The 11,462-nt window shown below is 44.3% G+C and carries 15 protein-coding genes and 1 pseudogene; 9 read left to right on the top strand and 7 right to left on the bottom strand.

Translation table 11 applies throughout. The features are described 5' to 3' along the window. Positions 1-1,376: M10 family metallopeptidase C-terminal domain-containing protein (locus QT974_RS05825; protein ID WP_442933150.1), on the top strand; the 1,376-nt coding region annotated here is incomplete at its 5' end. Between the two features lie 8 nt (positions 1,377-1,384). Here the strand turns inward: QT974_RS05825 and QT974_RS05820 are convergent. Continuing rightward, on the bottom strand, positions 1,385-1,537 hold the full coding sequence (locus QT974_RS05820) for a hypothetical protein (protein ID WP_333467577.1): 153 nt from the start codon (positions 1,535-1,537) through the stop codon (positions 1,385-1,387). 23 nt (positions 1,538-1,560) lie between these two features. Between QT974_RS05820 and QT974_RS05815 the strand changes: the two genes are divergently transcribed. Beyond that, complete coding sequence (locus QT974_RS05815) at positions 1,561-2,628, top strand: CAP domain-containing protein (protein WP_333467576.1); 1,068 nt, start codon at positions 1,561-1,563, stop codon at positions 2,626-2,628. Between the two features lie 230 nt (positions 2,629-2,858). On the opposite strand, the gene QT974_RS05810 is transcribed toward QT974_RS05815, so the two are convergent. Beyond that, on the bottom strand, positions 2,859-3,194 hold the full coding sequence (locus QT974_RS05810; RefSeq protein ID WP_333467575.1) for a DUF5615 family PIN-like protein: 336 nt from the start codon (positions 3,192-3,194) through the stop codon (positions 2,859-2,861). Beyond that, positions 3,178-3,498, bottom strand: a complete 321-nt coding sequence (locus QT974_RS05805) for a DUF433 domain-containing protein (RefSeq protein ID WP_333467574.1) — start codon at positions 3,496-3,498, stop codon at positions 3,178-3,180. The genes QT974_RS05810 and QT974_RS05805 overlap by 17 nt, the downstream gene beginning before the upstream one ends. 199 nt (positions 3,499-3,697) lie before the next feature. On the opposite strand from QT974_RS05805, the pseudogene QT974_RS34720 reads away from it, so the two are divergent. Beyond that, positions 3,698-3,871: pseudogene (locus tag QT974_RS34720) on the top strand (Ig-like domain-containing protein); the annotation flags it as partial. Between the two features lie 87 nt (positions 3,872-3,958). On the opposite strand, the gene QT974_RS05800 reads toward QT974_RS34720, so the two are convergent. After that, the gene (locus QT974_RS05800) at positions 3,959-4,264 is read right to left on the bottom strand and encodes a hypothetical protein (RefSeq protein ID WP_333467573.1); all 306 of its coding nucleotides are present in this window, start codon (positions 4,262-4,264) and stop codon (positions 3,959-3,961) included. Between the two features lie 72 nt (positions 4,265-4,336). Between QT974_RS05800 and QT974_RS05795 the strand changes: the two genes are divergently transcribed. Then, on the top strand, positions 4,337-5,977 hold the full coding sequence (locus QT974_RS05795) for a hypothetical protein (RefSeq protein ID WP_333467572.1): 1,641 nt from the start codon (positions 4,337-4,339) through the stop codon (positions 5,975-5,977). Between the two features lie 148 nt (positions 5,978-6,125). On the opposite strand, the gene QT974_RS05790 is transcribed toward QT974_RS05795, so the two are convergent. Both QT974_RS05790 and QT974_RS05785 read right to left on the bottom strand, forming a co-directional pair. Further along, positions 6,126-6,332 (bottom strand): hypothetical protein, encoded by a 207-nt coding sequence (locus QT974_RS05790; protein WP_333467571.1) that lies wholly within the window; start codon positions 6,330-6,332, stop codon positions 6,126-6,128. Positions 6,333-6,418: 86 nt separating this feature from the next. Further along, a complete protein-coding gene (locus QT974_RS05785; protein ID WP_333467570.1) occupies positions 6,419-6,613 on the bottom strand; it encodes a hypothetical protein in 195 nt (64 codons plus the stop codon). Between the two features lie 199 nt (positions 6,614-6,812). Here QT974_RS05785 and QT974_RS05780 point away from each other — a divergent pair, with 199 nt between their 5' ends. After that, positions 6,813-7,205: a DUF423 domain-containing protein gene (locus QT974_RS05780; protein WP_333467569.1), complete on the top strand. Its 393-nt coding sequence runs from the start codon at positions 6,813-6,815 to the stop codon at positions 7,203-7,205. 35 nt (positions 7,206-7,240) lie between these two features. Here the strand turns inward: QT974_RS05780 and QT974_RS05775 are convergent, their stop codons facing one another. Continuing rightward, entirely contained in the window at positions 7,241-8,335 is a 1,095-nt protein-coding gene (locus QT974_RS05775) for a hypothetical protein (RefSeq protein ID WP_333467568.1), read from the bottom strand. Positions 8,336-8,663: 328 nt separating this feature from the next. Here QT974_RS05775 and QT974_RS05770 point away from each other — a divergent pair, with 328 nt between their 5' ends. The 4 genes from QT974_RS05770 to QT974_RS05755 form a co-directional block, all read left to right on the top strand. Next, positions 8,664-8,798, top strand: coding sequence for a hypothetical protein (locus QT974_RS05770; RefSeq protein WP_333467567.1), 135 nt, complete (start codon positions 8,664-8,666; stop codon positions 8,796-8,798). Positions 8,799-8,949: 151 nt separating this feature from the next. After that, the gene (locus QT974_RS05765; protein ID WP_333467566.1) at positions 8,950-9,096 is read left to right on the top strand and encodes a hypothetical protein; all 147 of its coding nucleotides are present in this window, start codon (positions 8,950-8,952) and stop codon (positions 9,094-9,096) included. 133 nt (positions 9,097-9,229) lie between these two features. Then, positions 9,230-10,663 (top strand): phosphoglucomutase/phosphomannomutase family protein, encoded by a 1,434-nt coding sequence (locus QT974_RS05760; RefSeq protein WP_333467565.1) that lies wholly within the window; start codon positions 9,230-9,232, stop codon positions 10,661-10,663. A 513-nt stretch (positions 10,664-11,176) separates the two neighbouring features. Then, positions 11,177-11,462, top strand: a 286-nt coding sequence (locus QT974_RS05755; RefSeq protein ID WP_442933153.1) for a DUF4277 domain-containing protein, incomplete at its 3' end; no start/stop codon positions are given.

Here is an 11,462-nt window from a genome sequence, read left to right as displayed (position 1 = left end):
CTCCGGTGACAACACCGACTCCGGTGACAACACCGACTCCGGTGACAACACCGACACCACAGCCCGCATCATTCGATGAAAAGTTCTACCTTGTCAATAATTACGATGCTGCTAACGCAATTTTGACTGGGCAAACAAAAACAGCTTGGGAACATTACCAAACTGTCGGCAAAGCTCAAAATCGTGCTAGTGTTCCGTCTCAGGTGAGCACTTTCAACATCACATTTGACTATCGGTTTGATACGAATGGGTATTTTAATGAAAACCGTCGCAAAACTTTAGAAGCAGCAGCAAAATACTGGGAATCTGTTATCCAAGATGAATTTCCAAATGTTCCTGCCGGCACCGAATTCTGGATTGAAAACCCTCAAACTGGACAACGGGATAAGGTTGTTTTAAATCAGGACATTGACGATATTGTGATCTTTATGGGTGCTCAACCCGGTAAAGATTATTTGGCGCGAACAAACGGTTTTGCTGCTGGTTATCAAGATGCAACAGGTTTTTCCTATCTTCTGCCCGATCGGATCAATGGTGTTAACTATGAACCCTATGCAGGGGGCATTTCATTTAGCACTCAATACTCGTTTCAGGTCGATCCAACTCCATTCGACTCAAGCGACACTCCAGTTGAAAATGGTACTGATGCCGGCTTTTTTATCACTGCCGCCCATGAAATAGGTCACGTTCTAGGGATTGGTCTTGCACCAGCTTTCGACGCAAGAATTGTTGGAACGACTTTTGACGGCCCCAACGCCAGGGCTATTAATGGAGGCAATCCTATTCCTCTGAGAGCTTCAAACGACTTAGAACACTTAGCTGATTTTACGACACCTGATGGTTTGCCAGCACTGCTGGGTGGTGGCGGTGGTGCGGGTGCCTTCATCCCCACCAAAGTTGATTTGGCATTGCTTGCAGATATTGGCTACAAATTCCAAGGATTTACCGTTCAATATTCAACGCCAACTGCTGCAACTGAGGGAGATGATGAAGTCTTAGGTACAGATTTGGCTGATACTCTCAACGGTTTAGGGGGTAACGACATCATCAACGGTGTGGCTGGCAATGATACCTTGATTGGAGGTGCTGGTAATGACACTCTGGCTGGTGGTGGAGGTAATGATGTCTTTGTATTTAGCGCTGCAAACGGTAAAGATCGAATCACTGATTTTGTGGTAGCTGATGACAAAATACAGTTAGCCGCTAGCCTTGGTTTTACCGATGGAGCGGCTGTTTTAGCAGCACCAGGAAACTTCTTTAATGGCTCCAATACTTTTACAGGAGGGCTATTTTCTTCGCTCACTCTCAGTCCTGGGAATACGATCCAAGTTAATCATGCTCAACCTCTGACAGCCACAAACTTTACTATTCTCTGATTTAGTCATCAGATAGGTTTGTGATTTGGGCGATCGCCTCGACCTTTCCCAGGGCGATCGCCATTGGTAGGGGCAATCCCCCCGTGATTGCCCGCTTTACTTTTGCGATCGCGCCCCAAATAAAATCCCCAGAAAAAACCGAACAAATTCCGATAACTCATTTATAAAATTTAGCGAGGATCTCATGCGTCAAACCTTAGTTTTTCTGGCTGTAACCACATTTCAAGTAACCCAAATATCAGTAGCTTTAGCTCAAAATAATTCTGGATTCGAGCAGACTGTAATTTCTGAAATAAACCGAGCCAGAAGTAACCCTTCAGCTTATGCTAATTGGTTAGAAACCATAAGACAAACTTACGATCCTAGAACCAACACCTTCCAACTTCCAAGGAGAAACCAACGCTTTCCCGTCATCGGTGGTGTAGCAGCATTTGATGAAGCAATCGGTGTACTTAGAAACATCTCCCCAGTTCAATCTGTTCGTGCTTCAAATGGACTTGGGTTAGCGGCTAGAGATCATCTTCGGGATCAACAGTTAGCTGCTTCTGTTCCTCAAATTAGCCACACTGGTAGAGATGGTAGCGACCCAACTAATAGAGCAAATCGCTATGGAACCACCAACGGTGTATGGGAGAACATCGGTATGGGGCCTTGGCCTGAATTTATTGTAATGAACTTAATACTTGATTACTGGGAACCCAGTCGCGGGCATCGAACAAATTTCTTTAATCCTACTCATACATTAGTGGGAGTAGCTTGTGGTAATTCCTCGATCAGAGAAATGAATAACTATCCAATTTGTGTAATGGGCTTTGCTCAAGAATATTCTGAGAATGGAGGAAACCCTCCTAATCAATTCCCCAACCAAACTGACAGACCACCTAGAGATACAAACCAACGTAGACAACTTAATCTTACAGGCGAATGGGTAATTGAGACTGGGAGTTTTAAGTTCTTATCCAATGATGTAAATAATTCCTGTGTGTCAGCGCCAGAACTTGCAACGGGTCGTTCTCCAATTACAATCCGTCAAAATGGTAATCGGCTAACACTTTCAGGTGTTTATCAGAGATACAACAATATTACGAATAGTCAAATTTCAGGTACTCAATTTGAAGCAATTGCTATGTTTGGAAATGTAGCATTACTGAGATATAGTGGTTCTGTGAGCTTGGATGGTAGACAAATTACAGGAACTATAGTGTGTGGTAACAGAGGAGCCAACATACCATTTATAATGAGGAAATATTGATAAGAAATTTAGATGCAATATTTTAACTGCACTGGAAACCTTCAGATTAAGTGCCGATCAGTTTTGTCATTAGCGATGGCATCAAAAGTCCCATTATCTGCGAAGAGGAGTTGTTGATGGTCTATCCCCTAGTCAGTTAAGTAACAGCTTTGTCTCTGTTAATTTAGCGGGTATTTAAAGATAATGATAGATGCGATCGCCTTTCTGGATGGGAAGGGCGATCGTTAGTCTTAAATAAACTCCACACGCCCTATCAGATCGTCCAACTCAAGATACTCCCAAATCAATACCAAACTTCTCAAAATTTCGCCAATTGAACGACTATTTTTCTGACAGTAAATAATTCCATTATGAGGTAATCCAGCTTGATTTATCCTTAAAAAATCCGCATCTTGAGTAAAAATTACTCTCCCTTCGGTCATCGCAAATTCTACATGAAGTTCATCAGGCTTTCCCAATAAACCTGCTTCCGTTGTAGTCGTCACATTAACCTCATACCTTCGCAGACCGATCGCAATGGCATTACTTACATTTTCATCTAAATGAAATTTAATAGTTCTTGACATTTAGACTTTTTAATTTTTGCTGAAGGATAGACGGAGTTTGGGCTTGCAACTCGCGGACAAAGGTTTCATCTGCTCTAATTTGTGTCCTAATTTCTTCACGATGATCGTGATAATAAGTCAAAGCTGCATAAACATCAGCTAGAGTAATTGAAGGATAATGGTAAATAATCTCTTCGGGTGACATTCCCATTTCCTCATGCCAAATTACCACATCTTGCACCTTAATTCGATGTCCCGTAATGCAGGGTTGCCCACCGCAAAAACCAGGATTAATTGTAATATGTTCAGAAATTACGCTTACCATAAATTAACCTTTGAGTCAGTTTTGTTAGTTGATCTGATAGGTATATTTTACCACATGGATAGTCTTAATCATATCATAGAATTGTTCGATTAAACAAGCTTTTTGTTAATTTTTATAGCGACTTTTCCACCACCACCGTCAACACAGCCACAAAAATCGATGTCCTAGCCAATGATACCACTACAAAAGATCCCTTTCCATCAAAGAATTCAACACAAAATCCGTTGCCGATGGCATCATCACCCTCGACAACAACAACACCCCAGACGATAAAACCGACGACCAACTCACCTACACCCCACCCCCAAACTTCACCGGCACCGATAAATTTAACTACCTCCTAACAGAGGGCAAACAAATACAAGCCGCCACCGTTAACATCAACATCAACAGCCTCAAACTTGACAACCTTTCCGGCAATAACGGCTTCGTCCTCAACGGCACAGAAGCAGGTAACTTCTCAGGAGTTGCTGTCAGCAAAACCGGAGATATCAACGGCGACAAAATTGACGATATCATAGTCGGATCGTTCGGTGCCGAGCCCAATAACGTCAACGCCGCCGGCAAAAGTCAAGTCATCTTTGGCAATCAAAAATTTCCCGCCAGCGTCAATCTTTCCCAACTCAACGGTCAAAATGGTTTCACCCTCAACGGCACCGATGCCGAAGGTTTCAGCGGCGGCACAGTCAGCAGTGCCGGCGATATCAACGGCGACGGCATCAAAGACTTTATTATTGGTGCCTTCGGTGCCACTGTCAACGGTCAAAATAATGCCGGAAAAACTTACATTGTCTTCGGCACAAATAAAGGATTTCCTGCTAATTTCAACCTGGCTAATTTGAACGGAAATAATGGTTTTGCCGTCACAGGTACTAACACCTTTGACTACGCCGGCCTCTTTGCTACTGGAATTGGAGATATTAATGGCGATCGCCTTGACGACATACTCATCAGCGCACCCGGCCCCCTCGGCGGCACACCCGGTAAAAGCTACGTCATCTACGGCCGCACCGCAGGTTTTTCTCCTAACTTAAACCTAGCTGAAATTAACAGTAATAATGGCTTTGTAATTAACGGGATTGACGGCAATTCTAGCGGTACTGCCAGCAGCGGCGATATCAACGGCGACGGCATCCCCGACCTCGTAATTGGTGCAGATGGCGGTACTACCAACGGCGGCATTAATGCAGGCAAAACTTACGTTATATTCGGTCAACCAGGAGGATTTACTGGCAGCGTCAACGTCCCAGAATTAAATGGAACCACCGGATTTGTCATCGCCGGCCTCACTCCCGAAGAACGTTCCGGTATCGCTCTCACCGCCACAGGAGATATCAACGGTGACGGCAACAAAGACCTGGTAATTGGTGCTCCCGGTGCGACAGTGGGCGATCGAATTAACGCAGGCAAAACCTATGTAATTTTTGGCAAAAAAGAGGCATTTCCTGTCATTGTCAACCCGGCTGAATTGAACGGCAGTAACGGCTTTACAATCTTCGGTTTCGATGCCGAAGGTTCAGCCGGAAACGCCGTTAGCTATGCCGGAGATATCAACAAAGATGGCTTTGATGACTTATTAATAGGAGCCTCCAGCGCCAACTCTGACGATAAAAACAATGCAGGAAAAACCTTTATTGTTTTTGGAAGTAAGGAATTTCCAGCCAACTTCAGTTTAGCAGAAGCTAACGGTAAGAATGCCTTAGTTTTAAATGGAGTAGAAACCGATGGTTTAGTTGGCACTGCTGTCAGTGGCGGGGGAGATATTAACGGCGATGGCATCGACGATATAATTGTTGGCGCACCTGGCAGTTTATTTCAAGATTCTCCCGGCAAAAGTTACGCCGTTTTTGGCAGCAGAGGTTTCGGTTTGGCTAACACGAATAATGGCTTGCAAGGCACTGTTCAGGATGATATTATCAACGGAACCCAAGCAGATGATACTATTTCCGGCCGGCAAGGAAATGATAAAATATTTGGCAATTCAGGTCAAGATGTGTTATCAGGTAATCTCAATGATGACTACTTAGATGGTGAAAAAGGGCAAGATATTCTCATCGGTGGAGATGGAAATGATAGCCTTTTTGGTGGACTTGGCAACGATGTACTTAAAGGCGACAATGGTAATGATATTCTCACGGGAGTTGACATCAATGCTATTAACCCCGGAGTTGACGAAATTGATACCTTAACTGGTGGAGGAGGCAGCGATATTTTTGTCTTGGGAGATGTCAATAACACTTACTACGATAACCTTGATACCGACTACGCGCTAATTACTGATTTTAATGCCAGTGAAGATAGCATCCAATTGCAGGGTAAAGCCGATGATTACCTGTTAGTTCCTTTCTCGCAAGCTAACCAAACTGGTACTGCAATTTACCGCAAAGATTCGGCTCAAAATGAATTGATTGGCATTTTGCAAGGAAGTTCAAATTTGAGCTTAAGTGGTAGCTATCTCAAATTTGTAGGGGCGGGTTAACCGATCAATTATGCCACCCACAGATAACCTTTATAAACCCGCGCCCACCCAACCGTGAAACTTGCAACAACAATCCACGCGATCGCCCTTTCCATCCATCCATGTTTCTCTGCGGTAAAAAAGAGCGATCGCCTTTATTTATCTTGCCCTAAACACTGGCATAATGTTTAGCGATTAACTCTCTAACTAATGGTAATAACTCCAAAGGAACTTGGACAAACGCTTGATCTTGATTATCAAACGCTGCTTCATCTTCTGCTGCCGCTTCATCTTCTGACTGTCGATCGTAATGTTCGATCGTTTGGCGTACTCGCTGTTCATCCCAACCCAAGGGAAATTTATTTTGTGTTGCCATATTTACCTACCACGTTGTCGGCGTTTATAAGCACTCAAAGGTTTACCTGTTAACTCATACGCTGTTATAACAAAAGCGCTATATGACTATGGTTCAGGAACGTAAACTATCTTAAGATAACGGCCATCTATAGTTTGGCCAATAGCTACGCGCGTACCTTCACGCCCCAAACGATCCTCACCTGGCTTTCTCAATATATCCTCAACTTCTACCTCATTAACTCCATGCTCATAGATAGGAGGTAAATCAGTTTCAGGATCGATATAAAAGCGCAAATTCATACATTAATTATTTTTGTTAAACATATGAACCCACATATAAGATAGCACAAAAAATCGCTTAGCACGGTTTATGGACATGAGGCTGCTATAAGTTTAGCCTTATGGTATAATTATGCTGGTGTGTCACTTACTCATTAACGGCAAACATAAAGTAATGGGTTAAATCTATGAACAAGCCAAGTATAAAATACATTAAATTATGTCATCACTAATCTTAACGCGAATCTTCCTCGCAACCGCCGCCATTTTCGGAGGCTTATCTGTCGCCGGCGGCGCCTTTGCCTCTCACGCTTTAAAAGAGAAATTGACCGATCGCGCTTTAGCAATTTTTGAGACTGGCGCCCGCTATCAAATGTACCACGCTCTGGCTCTACTGCTGGTCGCTTTACTATTAAACCGTGCCCACGAGTCTCAAACCTTTTTTGCAGTGGCAGGATGGGCTTTTATTGCGGGTACAATGGTCTTTTCAGGGAGTTTGTACGCCCTGAGTTTGACAGACATCAAATGGCTGGGTGCCATCACGCCGCTGGGCGGAGTTGCTTTTCTTGTCGGTTGGGGATGTTTGGGAGTTGCAGCTTTTACCTTTAAATAGGCTATTGGTAAATTATGGCGCCAATTCCCAATTCCCTAATTCTCAAATACGTTGCTGGAAAACATCTCTGTCATGGTGCGCAAGTAAGGTAGAAATACCATAACATCTGCTGCCGGGAGGCGATCGGATATTTCCCAAAACAAAATTAGCAGCATATCCTGCACTAACTCCCAACTTACATGAAGTTTCGGGTACAGCATCACGCAAATTGGAAACAATTCTTGCTGTACCGGGCCAATGGTTTCTGCCAAAACGCACCAGCACAGATAGCTTTGAAAAATTTCCACATCTCGGATACCCGAAATTTTGACATCGCGATCGCTCAAATAACCGCTCTTGCTGCGGTATCCTTGATGTTGGCCGCTAGCGCGATCGTACACTGCGCTAGCAATCTGAGTCGTGTGCTGCAACAAATGCTGAACGGCTAACAAAGCTTTTGAATTCGGGGAATGATCCGCCGCAGCCTCATTAATCTCTCCGTGTGGAATGTGCAGGTAGTCGTCTACAACTTTTAAGTATGGTGCAAATTCCGATCGCTCTGACTCTGAAAGACATCCTAATAAGATTTTGCTAGTGTATTGAAACTCCAACGTCACAAATCCCAGCACTAGCGGATCTGTCTGTGAGTATTTCCGCCTCACTCGGACAATATCTTTCCCCACCAGCACAGACAAGCGAAAAACAGGTTCTCTATCGCCGTAAGCGTCTATGGCTTTCCGGTATAAGGTGCGAGTGTCGCCGACAATTTCTTCACGATTAATTAAGCCCGGATCGATCGCGTGTCGCTCTATTTGTTCCCCTAAAACCGCTTCTACTTTACCCCAAGCTATCTCGCTGGCTACTTTCAGGGTTTCTGTTAATTTGTCAACTATTTTGGCTCGATTGCCATCAAAATTTTTTGATTCTGGGCTTTGAGGAATTTGCCGCTGTGCTTGGTTTTCTCGTGCCGCAATTGAACTGTAATATTTTTTTGCCCAGCTAACTGTTAAGGAAGAAACATTGACGCCTTTAGCTTCAGGCAGTTGGTAATTTTCCGAGCCTGTCATATTGTGCAGGGCCAAACTCTGTGCCTGTTTAATTTCATCTGCTACAGTGAAAGACTTGGAAGATCCTTGTAAAATACTTGTCATGAGAAACCTCGTTTTTTTTATGAAGTAGCACCCGATCGATTCCCCTGATTATTAACTTTCCTAACTACAATTTTCGATATTTGTACGCTGACAGTCATCGGCCATTGTGCTTAAAATTATTAGCTATTTAGCTGCAATGCTTGCACTTTCTATAAGTTGCACGTTAATTACCTTGTCGATTGTGCGCTCGATCACAGTTAAAATGTGATCGAGGTAGAAAGATTTTTTTATTTACCTGTAAAGATGGCTAAAAGTAAATTTAATTAATCTTAAAATCTCAAAATTAAAGTCAACTATGCCTTGAAAAAAATACTCCTTGAGATTTTTTATGTTTTTATTTGAGATGGCTTTTGTCGTTAGCGAAGCCCTGGAAGAGGAGCGCCCTACATTCATCAAGAATCTCGGCTACATCACGCTCGATCCGCGACTTAGATTTATTTATTTTCCGACGTTGAAACAATAAAATTATCTTCTGACTTGCGGTTGTTAGGAAACTTTAACACATTCCACTAGACGGCTTTATAAATAAATTATAAAATTTTAGACTGTCACAAAATTAATTTACGTTTCATTAATCCGATGGCGAGGGGTTTGGTTTCCAGCAGTTTTTTTAGGTGTCCGGTGAAGCAACCGAGGCGAGTCCTACGAGCAAAATCGCCCCCAATCGCTCGGGCTGTCAGACTAAAATCTGCATAGATTTGTCCGATCGCTTCGGCATTTTACCAACTCTGGCGGGTTGGATGCCTCTACCGAAAGCATGACCCGCCCTACAGCTACGGGATCGGGTCGATCCAGCCCCGCGGGCGATCATCGATCGTGATAAACAGCACGGTCAGTGCATCTTTAAGGCTATGCCTTCGAGTAGGATTAGTAGGACGAGAGGAAGTGGATAAAATGAGCGCCAGCAGCAATTCAACAGAAATCAAGTTCGGAACCGATGGGTGGCGGGGACTGATTGCCCATGACTTTACTTTTGCCAACGTGCGAAAAGTTACCCGGGCGATCGCCAGTTACCTCGAAACCGCTTACACGAAAGACCGCCCAGTGCTAGTATCATACGATACTCGCTTTCTGGCAGACGAGTTCGCCCGTACCTCGGCGGAAGTATTGGCAGATTTGGGATGGACGGTGATGGTGGTCGATCGAGACTGCCCGACACCAGTCATCGCTTACAGCGCCAAGCATCTCAACTCCGCAGGCGCCCTGATGTTCACGGCTTCGCACAATCCCGCACCTTACTGCGGCATCAAATATATCCCCGACTACGCGGGCCCGGCTACCCCGGAAATTACTGATACCATTGTGGCAAATATTGCTGGTGCTTCAGATGCTCCAGCCAAAGGCAGCCACAACGATAAAATTTCCACTTTTGACCCGAAACCCGAATATTTGAAGTTTCTCTATACTTTGATCGATGTGGAGCGGATTCGCTCTGCTAAGTTGAAGGTGAAGTACGACGCTCTTTATTCGACTTCTCGCGGCTATCTCGACGGCGTTTTGGAATACTGCGGCTGCGATGTGGAAAGTTTTCACACCTATCGCGACGTGCTGTTTGGTGGCGGAATGCCTGAGCCCAAGGGCGAACAGCTAGTCGAGTTGGTGGAAGCTGTGAAGAAGGATTCAGCCGATTTGGGTTTGGCTACGGATGGCGACAGCGATCGCTTTGGTATTGTTGATGAGTTGGGTAATGTCTTGACTCCAAACACTGTGCTGTTGCTGTTGGCGCGTCACTTGGTTAAGAATAAAGGCTTGACTGGGGCGATCGTCCGTACCGTAGCCACAACCCACTTGCTGGACAATATGGCCGCCAAATACGGTTTAACCATCTACGAAACCGCAGTGGGTTTCAAATACATCGGCGAAAAAATGCGGGAAACTGCGGTACTCATCGGTGGCGAAGAGTCTGGCGGTTTGAGCGTTTTGGGTCACATCCCCGAAAAAGACGGGATTTTGGCTGATATGCTAGTTGCTGAGGCGATCGCCTACGAAGGCAAGCCGCTGTCTCAGCTAGTCGAAGAAGCCATCAAAGAAGCCGACGGCCCCCTGTACAACAAACGCTTGGACTTGCACCTAGATGACGCCCACAAAGCAGCCGTTTTGGACTCTTTCACCAAGAATCCACCCACCGAAATAGCGGGTATTGGCGTTAAGGAAATCGGCCGCAAAGACGGAATTAAACTTTATCTTGAAGACGGCGGTTGGGTATTGTTGCGGCCTTCGGGAACCGAACCTTTGATGCGGGTTTACATGGAAACCAACTCTCTGGACAAAGAAACCAAAGTTGCCGAATACATGGAAAAGGTAATTTCCCACTTAGAACCTGTTTAACTTTCCAACTATGCCAATCCAGGGTTTTTCCCCCTGGCTTTGAGATTGTAGGGTGCGCGCTGCGCACCTTACGTATTGTTGGTGAGTATTGCAGATTCTCTGAACATGAATCGTCGATACTGGTCAGCCGACACTGACAAAAAAATCACAATTATCAATTCAGTTTAGATCCCACATTCCGCACCCCCAACTGGCACATAGGCGGATTGAGGGGGTAAAAGTGAATCATCCGAGACCAAAATGAGTAGAAATACTCAACTATCTCGGTCACTCAACATCACCCAGTAGTCCATTCTGGAAAATTGACGTGAGGGCGTGAGTTAAATCTGATGTAGGTTAAAATTGCGATCATCACAAACCAAGTTTATTACCTCACTGTTACCTGATGGATGACGAAAATGCGTTAATCGCGATCGCTCTTTCGTAACCAATCATCACCAAAAATAGTGTAAACTGACGATCGCTATGAACACTCAAATCAGGATTCAGCAGCCCATGCAGAAAGCATCTGAGATGAAAGTAGAAAACTTAGACCATCTGGGCTTGGTAGCTGGTCTAATTGATGAAATAGGAATTGTCCAAAAAATCAATGAATTAGTAGGCGAACAACCGGGCGAGATAGTTAGTCCTGGCTTGATAGTTAAAGCCATGATTATCAATGGATTAGGGATGGTTTCTGCCCCATTATATTTATTTTCTAAATTTTTTGAAGGGAAAGCAATAGAACATTTACTTGGCTCAGGGATTCAAGCATCACATCTGAATGATGACCGTTTAGGCAGAGTATTAGATAAATTAT

This window comes from Microcoleus sp. BM001215392 (assembly GCF_036700185.1).
Lineage (GTDB): Bacteria > Cyanobacteriota > Cyanobacteriia > Cyanobacteriales > Microcoleaceae > Microcoleus.
This window is presented reverse-complemented; position numbering and strand designations above follow the sequence as displayed.

What these genes read in the sequence shown, in the direction of transcription:
- QT974_RS05820 (WP_333467577.1), bottom strand. Translation starts at nt 1,537, where the DNA reads ATGAGTTATCGGAATTTGTTCGGTTTTTTCTGGGGATTTTATTTGGGG.
- QT974_RS05815 (WP_333467576.1), top strand. Translation starts at nt 1,561, where the DNA reads ATGCGTCAAACCTTAGTTTTTCTGGCTGTAACCACATTTCAAGTAACC.
- QT974_RS05810 (WP_333467575.1), bottom strand. Translation starts at nt 3,194, where the DNA reads ATGTCAAGAACTATTAAATTTCATTTAGATGAAAATGTAAGTAATGCC.
- QT974_RS05805 (WP_333467574.1), bottom strand. Translation starts at nt 3,498, where the DNA reads ATGGTAAGCGTAATTTCTGAACATATTACAATTAATCCTGGTTTTTGC.
- QT974_RS05790 (WP_333467571.1), bottom strand. Translation starts at nt 6,332, where the DNA reads ATGGCAACACAAAATAAATTTCCCTTGGGTTGGGATGAACAGCGAGTA.
- QT974_RS05785 (WP_333467570.1), bottom strand. Translation starts at nt 6,613, where the DNA reads ATGAATTTGCGCTTTTATATCGATCCTGAAACTGATTTACCTCCTATC.
- QT974_RS05780 (WP_333467569.1), top strand. Translation starts at nt 6,813, where the DNA reads ATGTCATCACTAATCTTAACGCGAATCTTCCTCGCAACCGCCGCCATT.
- QT974_RS05775 (WP_333467568.1), bottom strand. Translation starts at nt 8,335, where the DNA reads ATGACAAGTATTTTACAAGGATCTTCCAAGTCTTTCACTGTAGCAGAT.
- QT974_RS05770 (WP_333467567.1), top strand. Translation starts at nt 8,664, where the DNA reads ATGTTTTTATTTGAGATGGCTTTTGTCGTTAGCGAAGCCCTGGAAGAG.
- QT974_RS05760 (WP_333467565.1), top strand. Translation starts at nt 9,230, where the DNA reads ATGAGCGCCAGCAGCAATTCAACAGAAATCAAGTTCGGAACCGATGGG.